The sequence below is a fragment of the uncultured Streptomyces sp. genome (assembly GCF_947488945.1).
Taxonomy (GTDB): Bacteria; Actinomycetota; Actinomycetes; order Streptomycetales; family Streptomycetaceae; genus Streptomyces.
Map to the genome: position 1 here is coordinate 256,616 of NZ_CANLBS010000004.1, position 15,271 is coordinate 271,886.

Genomic DNA, 15,271 nt, shown 5'->3' on the forward strand with positions numbered 1-15,271 from the left:
GTCCGCGCCCGCCGCTCCACGCCCGGCATCCGCCCCCGCACCCGCCCCGCGTCAGCTCGATTCGCGCCAGAGGTTGGTGATCGGCAGCCGACGGTCCTTGCCGAACCCCTTCGGCGAGATCTTCGTGCCCGGCGGGTACTGCCGCCGCTTGTACTCCGCGGTGTCCACCATCCGCAGCGTCTTCGTCACCAGCGCCTCGTCGAACCCGGCCGCCACGATCGCGTCGCGGCCCCGGTCCCGGTCCACGTACAGCTCCAGGATGCGGTCCAGCACGTCGTAGTCCGGCAGCGAGTCGGTGTCGACCTGGCCGGGGCGCAGCTCCGCGCTGGGCGGCTTGCTGATCGACGTCTCCGGGATCGGCGGGGTCTGCCCGCGCTCCTCGGCGGCCCGGTTGCGCCACCGCGCGAGGCGGAAGACAGACGTCTTGTAGACGTCCTTGATCGGGCCGAACGCGCCCACGGAGTCCCCGTACAGCGTCGAATACCCCACCGCCAGCTCCGACTTGTTGCCCGGCGCCAGCACGAGCTGGCCCTCCTGGTTGGAGAGTGCCATCAGCAGGGTGCCGCGCAGCCGCGACTGGAGGTTCTCCTCGGCCAGCCCGGTCAGCTTCAGCGATCCCATGTAAGCGTCGAACATCGGCTCGATCGGTACGGTCCGGAAGTTCAGCCCGGTGCGCCGCGCCAGCTCTGCCGCATCGTCCTTCGAGTGGTCGGAGGAGTACTTCGACGGCATCGAGACCCCGTGGACGTTCTCCACTCCCAGCGCGTCGCAGGCGAGGGCGGCGACGAGGGCCGAGTCGATCCCGCCGGAAAGGCCGATCAGCACACTGCTGAAACCGTTCTTCGCGACATAGGCGCGCAACCCGATCACCAGCGCCGAGTACACCTCCTCGTCCGCGTCCAGCCGTTCCGCGTAGCCGCCGGCCAGCTCGGGGGCGTAGGAGGGCAGCGGGTCCTCGGAGAGCACCACGCGGTCGATCCGCAGGCCGTCGTCGAGCATGCCGGTCGGCGCGTCGGGCGCGGCGGCCGGCAGCTCCAGATCGAGGATCATGCTGCCCTCGGCGAACTGCGGCGCGCGGGCGACGACTTCGCCGTCCGCGTCGACCACGATCGAGTCACCGTCGAAGACCAGTTCGTCCTGGCCGCCCGTCATCGCCAGGTAGGCCGTGGTGCAGCCGGCCTCGCGGGCCCGCCTGCGGACCAGTTCGAGCCGGGTGTCGTCCTTGTCGCGCTCGTAGGGGGAGGCGTTGATCGACAGCAGCAGCCCGGCCTGCGCGGACCGCGCGGCCGGCACCCGGCCGCCGTCCTGCCAGAGGTCCTCGCAGATCGCGAGCGCCACGTCCACCCCGTGCACCCGCACCACGGGCATCGAGTCGCCCGGCACGAAGTACCGGAACTCGTCGAACACCCCGTAGTTGGGCAGATGGTGCTTGGCGAAGGACAGTGCGACCCGCCCGCCGTGCAGCACGGCCGCCGCGTTGCGCGGCGTGCCCGCGGGCTGTCCGTAACGCGGCTGCGCGTCCTCGGAGCGGTCGAGGTAGCCGACGACGACCGGCGTTCCGCCGAAGCCCTCCGCGTCGAGCCGCGCGGCGAGCGCGTGCAGCGCCGTCCGCGAGGCCTCGACGAAGGACGACCGCAGCGCGAGGTCCTCGACGGGATAGCCGGTCAGCACCATCTCCGGGAACGCCACGAGGTGGGCGCCCTGGTCGGCGGCGTGCCGGGTCCAGTGGACGACCGCCTCGGCGTTGCCGGCGATGTCCCCGACGGTCGAGTCGATCTGATTGAGTGCGAGGCGTAGTTGAGGCACGGGGGCAGTGTAATCGTCTTACTGACGCGATGTCCTGGAGGCCGGTGTTCCGAAAGGGCGGAGCCGACGCCCGTGAAGGCTCCGGAGGTGCCCGGCCCCGCGTCGGTAGCGCGGTGATGCCGTCGGCAGCGGGCGAGTCGGGAGATGAGGGCCGGGCGGGTCGTACGGCTGCCGGTCGGGCTGTTGCGGGCTGTACGGACAGGTGCCTTCACCGCTGCCCGTGAAGCCGTACGGGGGCGGGAGGAGACCGGTGCCGCCGGACCGCACACGGACGCGCGGAGCCCCGCCGCCCGGCGCGGTGAGGTGCGGCGGACGGCGGGGCCGTTCCGTGGGGCCTCGGGGGGAGGCCGCTTCCGTGGGGGCGGGCGAGGGCGGGGGCGTGGGCGTCAGCCGCGGGCGTAGACCTGTTCCGCCCAGGCCGCGATCTGGTCGTCGGACAGGTGCTGGGCCAGGTCGGCCTCGCTGATCATGCCGATCAGCTTCTTGTTCTCGACCACCGGAAGCCGGCGGATGCGGTGCGTCTGCATCTCGTTCAGCACCTGGTCCACCCCGGCGTCCGCGTCGATCCAGCGGGGGGTGCCGTGCGCGAACTCGCCCGCGGTGACCTTCGACGGATCGTGTCCCGCTGCCACGCAGCCGACCACGATGTCGCGGTCCGTGAGGATGCCGACCATCCGGTCCTGCTCGCCGTCGGCGGAGATGGGCAGCGCGCCCACCTGGTGGTCGCGCATCAGCTGCGCGGCCCGGTCCAGCGTCTCGTGCGCCGGTATCCACGTGGCACCGGCGTGCATGATGTCTTTCGCTGTCGTCATGGGGACTCCTCCTGTGTGCCGGAACCGGCACGGGCGTACGACCCCGAGCGCACACCATTCTCCGGGCCCGGCCGCCGCCCCGCGACCGGTCGGCGTCACGGCCGGGGAAGCGGCTCACGTGCGCGGGCGCGCGCCCCGCTCGACCAGCATGTCCGCCATGAGCTTCAGCTCGGACCGCTGGGCCGCCACCATGCCGCGGGCGAGCCGTCGCTCGGCGGGTACGGCGCACCGCTCCGCGCAGGCGGCGGCCATGATGACGCCGCCCTCGTGGTGGTCGGTCATCAGCCGCAGGAAGAGGACCTCGGCGGCTCTCCCCTCCGCCTCCCCGAGCCGTCTCAGCTCGGCGTCGGTCGCCATGCCGGGCATCGGGCCGCCGGGGGTTCCGGCCCCGTCCTGGCCACCGTGCCCCTCGTGGCCTCCGCCTCCGGCGTGCCCGCCTTCACTTCCGTCCCCGTCCCCGTCCCCGTCGCCCGCCGCGTCGTCGCCCATCCACGCCATCGGTCCGGCCCCGCCGGGCGCGGTCTTCGGCAGCCCCCACAGGTCCAGCCAGCCCAGCATCATCCCCCGCTGGTTGGCCTGGGTCTGGGCGATGTCGTACGCGAGCAGCCGCACCTCGTCGTCCGCCGTCCGGTCCCGCACCAGGAGGGACATCTCGACGGCCTGCTGATGGTGGACGGCCATGTCCCGCGCGAACCCGGCGTCGGCGGAGTCCGCCGCCGGGATCCCCGTACCGCCCGTCGCGGTGTCCGCCGCAGTGCCCGCCAGGTGCTCCGGGACGTCGTCCCCGCCCCGGCCCGCCGCCACGGCGGCCCCGGCGGCCACCGCGAGGACCACGACGCCGAGCCCGGCCATCAGCCGCACGTACCGCTGCCGGGGCGCGCGGCCGGGAGCGGTGGGCGGTCCCTCGGCGGGGCTCTCCGGGTCAACCGGGCTCCCCGGGCCCCCGGCGGGGTTCGCCCGGCTCGCCCGGTTCGCCGGGCCCTCTGCTCCCGTCGGCCCGACCGTCATCGGGGTGCGGCCAGCCCGCCGGTGCAGGGCGCGCCGGGCTCGGGTGTCTGCGGGCCCTGTACGTACGCTGAGAGGAACGCGTCCACCCGCTCGTCCTCCGCGCCGTCCACCGTGAGCTGCTTGCCCCACGCGGTCAGCGTGATGGTCCCGGCCTGCGACGGGTACGGGCTCATCAGCGTGAACGGCGTCGAGGAGACCCGCGAGGCCAGCGCCGAGACGTCGGCGTCGGACGCCGTCGCGTTGTACGTCACCCACACCGCACCGTGCTCCAGCGAGTGCACCGCGTTGACGTCGGCGAGCGGCTTTTCGTATACATCGCCCTGGCAGTTCATCCACACCTGGTCGTGGTTCCCGCCCACCGGAGGCGTCATCGGGTAGTCCACGTCCCCGGCGACGTGGTCGCGGCCGAGCTTCTCCGCGTCCCACGTCTTCTCACCCCGCACCGGCCCTCCCGCGGCGGCCGTGGGAGGCGGCCCGCCCGGCTTCGAGTCGCTCGCGGCCCCGTCGCGCTCGGGGCGGTCACCCACCGTGCGGTCGAGCACCGTGTACGAGCCGAAGCCCACCAGACCTGCGACGGCGACCGCCCCCACGACGATGGCAACGATCCGGCCGGTCCTGTCCGACCGGCCGGGCGTCGGGGCGGCGGGCGGTGCCGGATGCATCGGAGGGCGGGGGTCGAAGCTCATGGCGGCGGTCCTTCTGCAGGGGGCGGGAGGGACGTGCGGCATGCCGGACATCCGCTGCGCACACGCCCGTGGAAGGCCCGCCGCACCCGCTGCACACCGTGGCCGCCGATCGTAGTGGGTGGCCGCGTGCTCTCTCTCACACCGTGTGCGTAATCTGGGTGAAATCCCGGGTCGTGATACTGGAGTTCCTCCCCTACCCCGGGCGGTGGTGCACAGACCGTCTGAACTGCAAGGATGTGGCTATGGACAAGCAGCAGGAATTCGTCCTCAGGACCCTTGAGGAGCGTGACATCCGCTTCGTACGGCTGTGGTTCACCGACGTCCTCGGGTTCCTCAAGTCCGTCGCCGTGGCCCCCGCCGAGCTGGAGCAGGCCTTCGACGAGGGCATCGGCTTCGACGGCTCCGCCATCGAGGGCTTCGCCCGCGTCTACGAATCGGACATGATCGCCAAGCCGGACCCGGGCACCTTCCAGGTCCTGCCCTGGCGCGCGGAGGCTCCGGGCACCGCCCGGATGTTCTGCGACATCCTGATGCCCGACGGCTCGCCGTCCTTCGCGGACCCCCGTTACGTCCTCAAGCGCATCCTCGCCAAGACCTCCGACCTGGGCTTCACCTTCTACACCCACCCGGAGATCGAGTTCTTCCTGCTGAAGGACAAGCCGGTCGACGGCACCCGGCCCACCCCGGCCGACAGCTCCGGCTACTTCGACCACACCCCGCAGAACGTCGGCATGGACTTCCGCCGCCAGGCGATCACCATGCTCGAATCCATGGGCATCTCGGTCGAGTTCAGCCACCACGAGGGCGCTCCGGGCCAGCAGGAGATCGACCTGCGGTACGCGGACGCGCTCTCCACGGCCGACAACATCATGACCTTCCGCCTGGTGATGAAGCAGGTCGCGCTGGAGCAGGGCGTGCAGGCGTCCTTCATGCCGAAGCCGTTCTCGGAGTACCCCGGCTCGGGCATGCACACCCACCTCTCCCTCTTCGAGGGCGACCGCAACGCGTTCTACGAGTCGGGCGCCGAATACCAACTCTCCAAGGTCGGCCGTTCGTTCATCGCGGGCCTGCTGCGCCACGCTGCGGAGATCTCCGCCGTCACCAACCAGTGGGTCAACTCCTACAAGCGCATCTGGGGCGGCTCCGCCCGCAGCGCCGGCGCGGGCGGCGAGGCCCCCTCGTACATCTGCTGGGGCCACAACAACCGCTCCGCCCTGATCCGCGTCCCCATGTACAAGCCGGGCAAGAACGGATCGGCGCGCGTCGAGGTCCGCTCCATCGACTCGGGCGCCAACCCCTACCTGACGTACGCGGTCCTGCTGGCCGCCGGCCTCAAGGGCATCGAGGAGGGCTACGAGCTCCCCGCCGGCGCCGACGACGACGTCTGGGCCCTCTCCGACTCCGAGCGCCGCGCCATGGGCATCGAGCCCCTCCCGCAGAACCTCGGCGAGGCCATCGCCCTGATGGAGAAGAGCGAACTCGTCGCCGAAACCCTCGGCGAGCACGTCTTCGACTTCTTCCTCCGCAACAAGAAGCGCGAGTGGGAGGAGTACCGCAGCGAGGTCACCGCCTTCGAGCTGAAGAACCTGCTGCCGGTGCTGTAAGGGCTGGTCGGCGCCGCCGAGGTGCTGGTACGCGCATGTGCGGGGCCGACGGTGAGGCACCGTCGGCCCCGAGGCCTCGGCCCCCAGTCCGAAGAACCTCGCCGCCCAGTTGTGCCGTCTCACGACATTGGTTCTTCGCCTGTCAGGCTTGGCGGGCATAGGACGTGAAGCGGTCGGCGAGCGCGATGACGAGGGCGCGGAGTTCATCGGGGCGCTCGATGGCGAACGGCCGGTCGAGTGAGGCGAGTACCGGAGGCAACCAGTCGAGCCGCTCCGCCCGTAGTTCGACGCGCAGCCAGTGCTCGGCCGCCGGGTCCTGGCCGGCCGCGGGCTCGTGCTCCTCCAGGCTCGCGACGCCGGCGGGGAGGTGGGCGCGGATCTGCTCAACTGTCCCGTGGATCCGCAAGGTGACCTGATGCCGGTACTCGGCCGTGGCGAATCCTGACAACACGCGTTGTGCCGGACCGGGACCCACGGGCGCTTCGAACGAGCCGGGCAGGGCCCTCGCGGCTGCGATGCGGTCGAGCCGGAGGGTTCGGTCCTCGCCGACCTGGGCGTCCTTGCCCGTCACGTACCACCGGCCCGCATGGGCGACGATCCCGTACGCGTGCAGCGTGCGTTCGCTGCGCCGTCCGTCGCGGTCGGTGTAGCGGATCGAGACCGGCCGGCGGTGGCGCACCGCATCGGCGATGGTGAGCAGGAGCCCGGCGTCCGGGTGGTCCAACTCGCCGGGCTGATCCGTGAAGGCGAGAGCTTCCAGGAGTGTGTCGAGCCGGCGGGCGATGTGCTGGGGCAGCACCCGCCGGATCTTCGCCGACGCCGTCTCGTTTGCCGTGCGCTCCGTCGTCGTCAGCTCTGCCCGGCGGCCGGCTACCAGGCCGAGCAGCACGGCCAGCGCCTCGTCGTCGCTGAGCATGAGCGGAGGCAAGCGGTACCCGGGAGCCAGCCGGTACCCGCCGTAGCGGCCGCGCACCGACTCCACGGGCACGTCCAGGTCGATCAGCTGGTCCACATACCGCCGCACGGTGCGCCCTTCGACGCCGAGACGGTCGGCGAGCTCGGCCACCGTCCGGGTGCCGCCCGACTGCAGTAGCTCCAGGAGTCTCAGCACGCGGCCGGTGGGTCGTGACATGTTCACAGCCTCACGCGAATACAGGACCGATTCTGTCCACTATTTCTCCTAGCCTGAGGCTGCACGCTCCCAGCACAGCCAAGGAGATACCCATGGACTTCGTCTCGATCCGCATCATCACCAGCGACGTCGCGCGCCTCGTCGAGTTCTACGAGCGAGCTACAGGGATGCCGGCGACACGGGCCACCGAGGACTTCGCCGAACTCAAGACCGCGGGCGCAACCCTCGCCATCGCCGGCACCCGCACCGTCCCGCTGTTCGCCCCGGGCTCTGCCCGCCCGGCGGACAACCACAGCGTGATCATCGAGTTCCTCGTCGACGACGTGGACCGCGTTCACCAGAACCTGACCGGCTTCGTCACCGACTTCGTCAACGAGCCCACCACGATGCCCTGGGGCAACCGGTCGCTGTTGTTCCGCGACCCCGACGGCAACCTCGTCAACTTCTTCACCCCCGTCACCCCGGAGGCCATCGAAAAGTTCGCACGCTGACGCCACGCACGGCCGCTCACGCGGGAGCCCCGCAATCTCAGAGTGAGTCGTGGCCCTGGCCGGTGGCGCCGCAGTCGGCGGCGCCGGTGCCGGGGTCGACGTGCCCTGGTGGCCCATGGCGTCGATCAGGTACGTCTCGACCTGCCCGGAGCCGTACATCTGCCTGGTGACGGGTACGGCCCCGCCCCCTACGCGACCCCCCGCTCCATCTCCTCCAGCACCTCGTCGATGACGCTCAGCAGGTCCCGGGCGAGGTCCTCCTCGATCCACAGGCGCATCGCGATCCGCAGGGAGGTGAGGAAGGCGGCGGCGACGAGGACGGGGCGCACGGCGGGGCCGGGGCGGGCGGCGACCGCGTCGGCGAGGTCGCGTTCCATCGCGGCGTGGTTGGCCATCTGGCGGGCCAGCAGCGACGGGTGGCGCAGGGCGAGGCGGGTGCGGACCGCCCATTCGCGCTCGGCCGGGGTGCGGCCGTGCCCGAGATGGGCCACGGCGGCGCGCAGTGCGGGCCAGGCGGGCTCGTCGGAGGGGCGCTCGCGGACCGCGCGGACCAGGGCGGTGATGTGCTGCTCGTCGCCGTAGAGGAGGGCGTCCTCCTTGTTGGTGAAGTAGTTCGAGAAGGTTCTGCGGGAGACGCCGGCCGCGTCCGCGATGGCCTCGATCGTCACACCGTCGAAGCCGTTTTCCACGGTCAGCCGCATCGCGGCCTCGTGCACGGCCTGACGGGTGGCTTCCTTCTTGCGTTCCCGCAGTCCCACTGAACTCTCCATGGGTCCATTGTCCCCGGAGCCAGGATTATTGCGCAGTGAGCAAACTTGCCCACTGTGCATGTATGGTGAAGCGTTCGTCTTCCCGTACGCCTTCCCGTCCTCTGTTCGAGCCCTCCGGAGGTTGCGCGTGAGCGCACAGACCGCCGCGCCCGTCGAAGCCGCGCCGATGGATCACCGTCATGTCCTGCGTGCGCTGAGCGGGTTGCTCATCGTGCTCTTCGTCGCGATGATCAGCGTCACCGTCGTCTCGGTCGCCCTGCCCCGCATCATCGGGGAACTCAACGGCACGCAGTCGCAGTACACCTGGGTCGTCACCGCGAGCCTGCTCGCCTCCACGGCCTCCACCCCGATCTGGGGCAAGCTCGCCGACCTGTTCAGCAAGAAGCTGCTGCTCCAGATATCCATCGGTCTCTTCGTCGTCTCGTCCGTCGCCTGCGGATTCGCCCAGACCACACCCCAGTTGATCGGCTTCCGGGCCGTCCAGGGCCTCGGCATGGGCGCGCTCCAGGTGCTGGTGCAGGTGATCATCGCCGCGATGATCAGCCCCAAGGAACGCGGGCGCTACAACGGCTACCTCGGCGGCGTCATGGCCGTCGCGACCGTCGGCGGACCGCTGCTCGGCGGGTTCGTCACCGACACCTCGTGGCTCGGCTGGCGGTGGTGCTTCTTCATCGCCGTGCCCTTCACCCTCATCGCCTTCGTGATCCTCACCCGCACCCTGCACCTCGCCGAGGTCCGGCGCCCGGACACCAAGGTCGACTATCTCGGCGCCGGGCTCATCGCGGCGGGCGTCTCGCTCCTGCTGCTCTGGGTCACCTTCGTCGGCGACGAGTTCGACTGGGTCTCCTGGCAGACGCTGGTCATGGTCGCCGCGAGCGTGCTGATCCTCGCGGCCGCCGTCCTCGTCGAGGCGCGGGTCAAGGAGCCGATCGTCCCGCTGCACGTCGTGCGCCGCCGGGACCCCGCACTCGCCATCGTCGCCAGCCTCGCCGTCGGCATGGCGATGTTCGGCGGCGCGGTCTTCCTCGGCCAGTACTTCCAGATCGGCCGCGGGAACACACCGACCGAGGCCGGGCTGCTGACCATTCCGCTGATGGCGGGCGTCCTCGTCTCCTCGACCGTGGCCGGCCGGCTCGTCTCCAAGACCGGCAAGGTCAAGCCCTTCATCATCGCGGGCGTCGTCGTCCTCACCCTCGGCTTCCTGGGCCTGTCGCAGATCGACCACGAGACCGACCTGGTGCTGGTGTCGCTCGGCATGCTCGCGGTCGGCATCGGGGTCGGCATGTCGATGCAGAACCTCGTGCTGGTCCTGCAGAACACCGTCCCGCTCAGTGAACTCGGCGCCGCCAGCGGCTCGATCACCTTCTTCCGCTCCCTCGGCGGCACCATGGGCGTCTCCGTGCTCGGCGCGGTCCTCGCCCACCAGGTGTCCGTGAAGATCGCCGCCGGGCTCGCCGGACTCGGCATCGACCCGGCGAAGGCGGGCGGCGGCAGCTCCACGCTCAACGTCAAGGCGCTGCCGCCGGAGATCCAGGAGGTCGTGCGGGCCGCCTACGGCGACGCCACCGGCCACATCTTCCTGATCTCGGCCGCCATCGCCCTCGTCGGGGTCGTCGCCTCGCTCTTCCTGACCCCGACGAAACTCCGGGACAGCGTGGATCTCTGACCGGCCCGGCCCCCGGATCCCCCGCCCCGTAGGGGATCCGTACGGGACCCCGCACGAACCGTGCTCCCGCACCGTGATGACACACCGTCACGGAGCGGGGGCACCGCCGTGTCCGGGTGCAACCGGCGGGAGGGGCCGATCGGGGCCGGTGGGAGAGGCGGCGCCGGGGTACGGGGCTGGGGTAGGGTGACGCCTCTCGACACGGGGAACGCCCCGTGCGGACCGACCGAGGAGGTGAGACCCATGACCGCTGTCGCAGGCTGGGTGCTCACCAGTGACGGACGAGGCGCCCTGCGGGCGTGAGTTCGCGGAGCGCCCATCGGCTCACCGAAAGGCTCCGCTCCATGTCGGTACCTCCCTCGTTCTCCCGCGCCACCCTCGTCACCACCCTCCGCGCCGCCGGCTGCGTCTTCGCCGAGGACGAGGCCGAACTGCTGCTCTCCGCAGCCTCCTCGCCCGCCGCACTCGCCCTGATGGTCAGCCGCCGGGTCGACGGGACGCCCCTCGAACACGTCGTCGGCCGGGCCGAGTTCGACGGCCTGCGGATCGCGGTGGGGCCGGGCGTGTTCGTGCCCCGCCGGCGTACGGAGTTCCTCGTCCGGCAGGCCGCCGGACTCGCCGCCGCCACCGGACCCCGGCCCGCACCCGCACCCGTACACGTACCCGGACCCGTCACGGCAGGGGACGCCCCGTGCCCCGCCCCGGAACCGGGTCCCGCCCCCGTCGTCGTCGATCTCTGCTGCGGCTCCGGGGCCCTCGGCGCCGCACTCGCCGCCCGGCTCGGCCGCGTCGAACTGCACGCCGCCGACGTCGAGCCGGCCGCCGTGGAGTACGCCCGCCGCAACATCGGCGCGCGGGGCCGGGTCCATCTCGGCGACCTCTTCGACCCGCTCCCCGCCGCCCTGCGCGGCCGGGTCTCCGTGCTGCTCGCCAACGTGCCGTACGTGCCCACCGGCGACGTCCCCCTGCTGCCCGCGGAGGCCCGCGTCCACGAACCGCTCGTCGCGCTCGACGGCGGCGCCGACGGGCTCGACGTGATGCGCCGGGTCGTGGCCGGGGCACCGGACTGGCTGGCCCCCGGCGGCAGCCTGCTGATGGAGGCGGGCGCGCGCCAGGCGGAACTGGCACGGGAAACGGTGCGCGCCGCCGGGCTCGTCCCGCGCGTGGTCACCTCCGAGGAGTGGTGCGCCACCGTCGTCATCGGCACCCGGCCCGCGTGAGCGCGGGTCCTGCCGTACCGAGCCGCCGCACCGCACGCCCCGCCTGCCGCTCCCGCCCCGCCTGCCGCTCCCGCCGGCCCGTCCCGCCCGCACCGCCTCCGCGCCCGGTTCGGGCGGACACCTACCCGAACCGGTACCGCGTCTGCCCGAACGGGTCGCCCTTGGCGAAGCCGAAGGCGGTGCGCGGGGCCACCGCGAAGACGTCCGCGCGCCCGCTGCCGTGGTGGAAGGCGCCGTCGCGGACGTCGAAGTGCCAGTCCGGGCCGTACTTGGCGGCCCAGGCCGAGGCCAGCGTGCGCAGCCGCTCCTGGTCGGTCACCCGTTCCGCCCGGCCCTCCACCACCACGTCGACGCCGCCGTCCAGGGTGTTGGCGCCGGTGGTCAGCACCACCTCCGGATTGGCCGCGAGGTTGCGGGCCTTGCGTTCCTGCGGGCCGGTGCAGAAGTGCAGCGCGCCGTCCGCCCAGATCCCGAGCAGCGGGGTCACGTGCGGGCGGCCCTCCGGGCGCACGGTGCTGAGCCAGTACAGCCGCGCCTCCACCAGCAGCGCGGTGATCTCCGGCCAGGGCCGGGGCTCGGCCCCCGGGGAGCTGTAGTGCGGGTCGAGCTCGGCGACGGGCAGCGTGCCCGGAGAGCCGGCGGACGTGTGGTCGGACATGGTTCCTCCCGGATACCGATCCTGGGGGCGGACCCCGGCGTCCGTCCGGGTCGGCCCCGGACCCGCCCCGCAGTACCCGCCCCGCAGAACGCGTCCCGTAGAACGCATCCCGTAGGGCGAATCCAGTGGGGCACGCCCCGGAGGACGCATCCCGTGGGGCAGGTCCCCGAAGGATGCCGGGCCGGAAGAGCGCCGGGCCGGACCGGGTGGTCCGCTCCCTCTCCCAGGATTCGTCATCGGTGGAGACTCCGCCCGCGTCACGAACTCATCGGCACAGGACTACGCTCGGAAAGCTGGGTCGCACGGCGCGCGGGCAGGGGGCGCGGGCGTGCGGAAAATGGCGGGGGCCGACGGGGTCGGCGGGCAGGAGAGCGCGGAATGACGACGTTGCCGGGGCGCAGGAGCAGTACTTTCACCCGCCTGCTTCGGCACGGCTTCACCGACCCCTCGGGCGCCGAACGGCTGCTGGAGCTGCCCGAGCTCTCCTCGGTGCGCTCCGACCCGGTGCTGATCGAGGCGCTCGGCGCGACCGCCGACCCCGACCTGGCGCTGGCGGGGCTCGTACGGATCGTGGAGGCGGAGGCCGAGGACCAGCGGCGCGTCCTGCTCGACACGCTGATCACCGCCAAGCCGCTCAGGGACCGGCTGCTCGGGGTCCTCGGGGCGTCCGAGGCGCTCGGCGACCACCTGGCCCGTCACCCGTACGACTGGAAGGCGCTCGTCACCTACGAGGCGGCCGACCTGCACCCCGGAGTGCCCGAGTTCGAGCGGTGTCTCGCCGAGGCGACCGACCCCGACGCGCTGCGGGTCGCCTACCGCCGCTGTCTGCTGTCGATCGCGGCCCGCGACGTCTGCGGCACCACGGGCGTCGCGGAGACCGCCGCCGAACTGGCCGACCTGGCGACCGCCACCCTGCGCGCCGCCCTCGCCATCGCCCGTACCGCCGCCCCCGAGGACGCCGCCCGCTGCCGGCTCGCCGTCGTCGCGATGGGCAAGTGCGGCGGCCACGAGCTGAACTACGTCTCCGACGTGGACGTCATCTACGTCGCCGAGCCCGTCGGCGACACCGACGAGAACGCGGCGATGCAGGCGGCCACCCGGCTCGCCGCGCACCTGATGCGGATCTGCTCCGACACCACCGTCGAGGGCACCATCTGGCCCGTGGACGCCAACCTGCGCCCGGAGGGCCGCAACGGGCCGCTGGTGCGCACCCTCAGCTCCCATCTCGCGTACTACCAGCGGTGGGCGAAGACCTGGGAGTTCCAGGCGCTGCTGAAGGCCCGGCCGGTGGCGGGCGACCCCGAGCTGGGCGCCGAGTACGTCGAAGCGGTGTCGCCGCTGGTCTGGCAGGCCGCCGACCGCGACAACTTCGTGCCCGACGTGCAGAAGATGCGCCGCCGTGTCGTCGACAACATCCCCGCCGACCGGGTCGACCGGGAGCTGAAGCTCGGTCCCGGCGGTCTGCGGGACGTCGAGTTCGCCGTCCAGCTCCTGCAACTCGTGCACGGCCGCAGTGACGCCGGCCTGCACAGCGGCACCACGCTGGAGGCGCTGCGGGCGCTCGCCGAGGGCGGTTACGTGGGCCGGGTGGACGCCGCCCAGCTCGACGAGGCGTACCGCTTCCTGCGGACCATGGAGCACCGCATCCAGCTCTACCGGCTGCGCCGGACCCATCTGGTGCCCGACGACGAGGCCGGGCTGCGGCGCCTCGGCCGGTCGCTGGGGATGCGCACCGAGCCGGTCGCGGAACTGACCAAGGCGTGGAAGCGGCACGCCGCCGTCGTCCGGCGGCTGCACGAGAAACTGTTCTACCGCCCGCTGCTGGACGCCGTCGCCCAGCTCGCCCCCGGCGAGTCCCGGCTCAGCGCCAAGGCGGCCGGCACCCGGCTCGAAGCCCTCGGTTACGAGGACCCGGGCGCGGCGCTGCGGCACCTGGAGGCGCTGTCGTCGGGGGTGTCGCGCAAGGCGGCGATCCAGCGGACGCTGCTGCCGGTGCTGCTCGGCTGGTTCGCGGACTCCGCCGACCCGGACGCCGGGCTGCTCGGCTTCCGCCAGGTCTCCGACGCCCTCGGCAAGACCCCCTGGTACCTGCGGCTGCTGCGCGACGAGGGCGCCGCCGCGGAGAATCTCGCCCGGGTCCTGTCCGCCGGGCGGCTCGCCCCCGACCTGCTGATGCGGGCCCCGGAGGCGGTGTCCATCCTCGGTGACCCCGAAGGGCTCCGGCCGCGCACCCGGGAGGCCCTCGACGCCGAGGTGCTGGCCGCGGTCGGGCGCGCCGAGGACGCCGAGTCCGCGGTGGCGGTGGTGCGCGGCGTGCGCCGGCGCGAGATGTTCCGCACGGCGGCGGCCGACCTCATCGGCTCCTACGGCACCGAGGAGAGCCCCGCCGAGGCCGACCCGGGCGCCCTGGTGGACCGGGTCGGCCTCGCGCTGACCGACCTGAACGCGGCCACCATCGGCGGGGCGCTGCGCGCCGCGGTGCGGGCCCGCTGGGGCGACACGCTGCCCACCCGGTTTGCCGTCATCGGCATGGGCCGGTTCGGCGGCCGGGAGCTGGCCTACGGCTCCGACGCCGACGTCCTGTTCGTGCACCAGCCCCGCGAGGGCGTTGGCGACGAGGAGGCGTCGAAGGCGGCCAACACCGTCATCACGGAGATGCGCAGGCTGCTCCAGCTGCCCACCGCCGACCCGCCGCTGCTGATCGACGCCGACCTGCGCCCCGAGGGCAAGAGCGGCCCGCTCATCCGCACCCTGAAGTCGTACGAGGCGTACTACCGGCGCTGGTCGCTGGTCTGGGAGAGCCAGGCCCTGCTGCGCGCCGAGCCGATGGCAGGGGACGGAGAGCTGGGCCGGGCCTTCGTCGAACTGGTCGACCCGCTGCGGTACCCGGCGGAAGGGCTCGGCGAGGACGCGGTGCGGGAGATCCGCAGGCTCAAGGCCCGGATGGAGTCCGAGCGGCTGCCGCGGGGCGCCGACCCGACCCTCCACACCAAGCTGGGCCGCGGCGGCCTCAGCGACGTCGAGTGGACCGTGCAGCTGCTGCAGATGCAGCACGGCTGGGCGGAGCCGGGGCTGCGCACCACCCGCACCCGCCGGGCGCTGGCGGCGGCCGCCGCCGCGGAGCTGATCCCCACCGAGGACGCGGCGGTCCTGGACGAGGCATGGGTGCTCGCCACCCGGGTCCGCAACGCGGTGATGCTGGTACGCGGACGTCCCGCCGACACCTTCCCGGCGGGCCCGCGGGAACTGGCCGCGGTCGCCCGCTACCTCGGCTACGAGCCGGGGCACGCCGGGGACATGCTGGACGACTACCGGCGCGTCACCCGCCGGGCGCGCGCCGTCGTGGAGGAGCACTTCTACGGAGCGTGAGAGCGCGTCCGTGGGGCGCGAGGGGGTGTGTGCGCCGGACGGCGCGCAC

The 15,271-nt window shown here is 72.6% G+C and carries 12 protein-coding genes; 5 read left to right on the forward strand and 7 right to left on the reverse strand.

Annotated features, from left to right (window positions below; genetic code table 11):
• Positions 1 to 51: 51 nt before the first annotated feature.
• From Q0994_RS07850 to Q0994_RS07865, 4 genes are all read right to left on the reverse strand, one after another.
• Positions 52 to 1,806, reverse strand: coding sequence for an NAD+ synthase (locus Q0994_RS07850; protein ID WP_299530757.1), 1,755 nt, complete (start codon positions 1,804 to 1,806; stop codon positions 52 to 54).
• Between the two features lie 386 nt (positions 1,807 to 2,192).
• Complete coding sequence (locus Q0994_RS07855; protein ID WP_299530759.1) at positions 2,193 to 2,618, reverse strand: CBS domain-containing protein; 426 nt, start codon at positions 2,616 to 2,618, stop codon at positions 2,193 to 2,195.
• Between the two features lie 114 nt (positions 2,619 to 2,732).
• Entirely contained in the window at positions 2,733 to 3,470 is a 738-nt protein-coding gene (locus Q0994_RS07860) for a DUF305 domain-containing protein (RefSeq protein ID WP_299530761.1), read from the reverse strand.
• 152 nt (positions 3,471 to 3,622) lie between these two features.
• The gene (locus tag Q0994_RS07865) at positions 3,623 to 4,288 is read right to left on the reverse strand and encodes a DUF3105 domain-containing protein (RefSeq protein WP_299531324.1); all 666 of its coding nucleotides are present in this window, start codon (positions 4,286 to 4,288) and stop codon (positions 3,623 to 3,625) included.
• 266 nt (positions 4,289 to 4,554) lie between these two features.
• Here Q0994_RS07865 and glnA point away from each other — a divergent pair, with 266 nt between their 5' ends.
• Positions 4,555 to 5,916 (forward strand): type I glutamate--ammonia ligase, encoded by a 1,362-nt coding sequence (gene glnA, locus Q0994_RS07870; RefSeq protein ID WP_299530763.1) that lies wholly within the window; start codon positions 4,555 to 4,557, stop codon positions 5,914 to 5,916.
• 142 nt (positions 5,917 to 6,058) lie between these two features.
• On the opposite strand, the gene Q0994_RS07875 is transcribed toward glnA, so the two are convergent.
• Positions 6,059 to 7,048, reverse strand: coding sequence for a YafY family protein (locus tag Q0994_RS07875; protein WP_299530766.1), 990 nt, complete (start codon positions 7,046 to 7,048; stop codon positions 6,059 to 6,061).
• Positions 7,049 to 7,140: 92 nt separating this feature from the next.
• Between Q0994_RS07875 and Q0994_RS07880 the strand changes: the two genes are divergently transcribed.
• Positions 7,141 to 7,539 (forward strand): VOC family protein, encoded by a 399-nt coding sequence (locus Q0994_RS07880; RefSeq protein ID WP_299530769.1) that lies wholly within the window; start codon positions 7,141 to 7,143, stop codon positions 7,537 to 7,539.
• A gap of 188 nt (positions 7,540 to 7,727) precedes the next feature.
• On the opposite strand, the gene Q0994_RS07885 is transcribed toward Q0994_RS07880, so the two are convergent.
• Complete coding sequence (locus tag Q0994_RS07885; protein ID WP_299530772.1) at positions 7,728 to 8,309, reverse strand: TetR family transcriptional regulator; 582 nt, start codon at positions 8,307 to 8,309, stop codon at positions 7,728 to 7,730.
• Positions 8,310 to 8,475: 166 nt separating this feature from the next.
• On the opposite strand from Q0994_RS07885, the gene Q0994_RS07890 reads away from it, so the two are divergent.
• Positions 8,476 to 9,975: an MDR family MFS transporter gene (locus tag Q0994_RS07890; protein WP_299531326.1), complete on the forward strand. Its 1,500-nt coding sequence runs from the start codon at positions 8,476 to 8,478 to the stop codon at positions 9,973 to 9,975.
• A gap of 344 nt (positions 9,976 to 10,319) precedes the next feature.
• Complete coding sequence (locus Q0994_RS07895; RefSeq protein WP_299530774.1) at positions 10,320 to 11,195, forward strand: methyltransferase; 876 nt, start codon at positions 10,320 to 10,322, stop codon at positions 11,193 to 11,195.
• Between the two features lie 121 nt (positions 11,196 to 11,316).
• On the opposite strand, the gene Q0994_RS07900 is transcribed toward Q0994_RS07895, so the two are convergent.
• A complete protein-coding gene (locus Q0994_RS07900) occupies positions 11,317 to 11,853 on the reverse strand; it encodes a pyridoxamine 5'-phosphate oxidase family protein (RefSeq protein ID WP_299530776.1) in 537 nt (178 codons plus the stop codon).
• A 378-nt stretch (positions 11,854 to 12,231) separates the two neighbouring features.
• Between Q0994_RS07900 and Q0994_RS07905 the strand changes: the two genes are divergently transcribed.
• Entirely contained in the window at positions 12,232 to 15,222 is a 2,991-nt protein-coding gene (locus Q0994_RS07905; protein ID WP_299530778.1) for a bifunctional [glutamine synthetase] adenylyltransferase/[glutamine synthetase]-adenylyl-L-tyrosine phosphorylase, read from the forward strand.
• The last annotated feature ends 49 nt before the right edge of the window (positions 15,223 to 15,271 follow it).

What these genes read in the sequence shown, in the direction of transcription:
- Q0994_RS07885 (WP_299530772.1), bottom strand. Translation starts at nt 8,309, where the DNA reads ATGGAGAGTTCAGTGGGACTGCGGGAACGCAAGAAGGAAGCCACCCGT.
- Q0994_RS07860 (WP_299530761.1), bottom strand. Translation starts at nt 3,470, where the DNA reads ATGGCCGGGCTCGGCGTCGTGGTCCTCGCGGTGGCCGCCGGGGCCGCC.
- Q0994_RS07905 (WP_299530778.1), top strand. Translation starts at nt 12,232, where the DNA reads ATGACGACGTTGCCGGGGCGCAGGAGCAGTACTTTCACCCGCCTGCTT.
- Q0994_RS07880 (WP_299530769.1), top strand. Translation starts at nt 7,141, where the DNA reads ATGGACTTCGTCTCGATCCGCATCATCACCAGCGACGTCGCGCGCCTC.
- Q0994_RS07855 (WP_299530759.1), bottom strand. Translation starts at nt 2,618, where the DNA reads ATGACGACAGCGAAAGACATCATGCACGCCGGTGCCACGTGGATACCG.
- Q0994_RS07865 (WP_299531324.1), bottom strand. Translation starts at nt 4,288, where the DNA reads ATGCATCCGGCACCGCCCGCCGCCCCGACGCCCGGCCGGTCGGACAGG.
- Q0994_RS07895 (WP_299530774.1), top strand. Translation starts at nt 10,320, where the DNA reads ATGTCGGTACCTCCCTCGTTCTCCCGCGCCACCCTCGTCACCACCCTC.
- Q0994_RS07900 (WP_299530776.1), bottom strand. Translation starts at nt 11,853, where the DNA reads ATGTCCGACCACACGTCCGCCGGCTCTCCGGGCACGCTGCCCGTCGCC.
- Q0994_RS07875 (WP_299530766.1), bottom strand. Translation starts at nt 7,048, where the DNA reads ATGTCACGACCCACCGGCCGCGTGCTGAGACTCCTGGAGCTACTGCAG.
- glnA (WP_299530763.1), top strand. Translation starts at nt 4,555, where the DNA reads ATGGACAAGCAGCAGGAATTCGTCCTCAGGACCCTTGAGGAGCGTGAC.
- Q0994_RS07890 (WP_299531326.1), top strand. Translation starts at nt 8,476, where the DNA reads ATGGATCACCGTCATGTCCTGCGTGCGCTGAGCGGGTTGCTCATCGTG.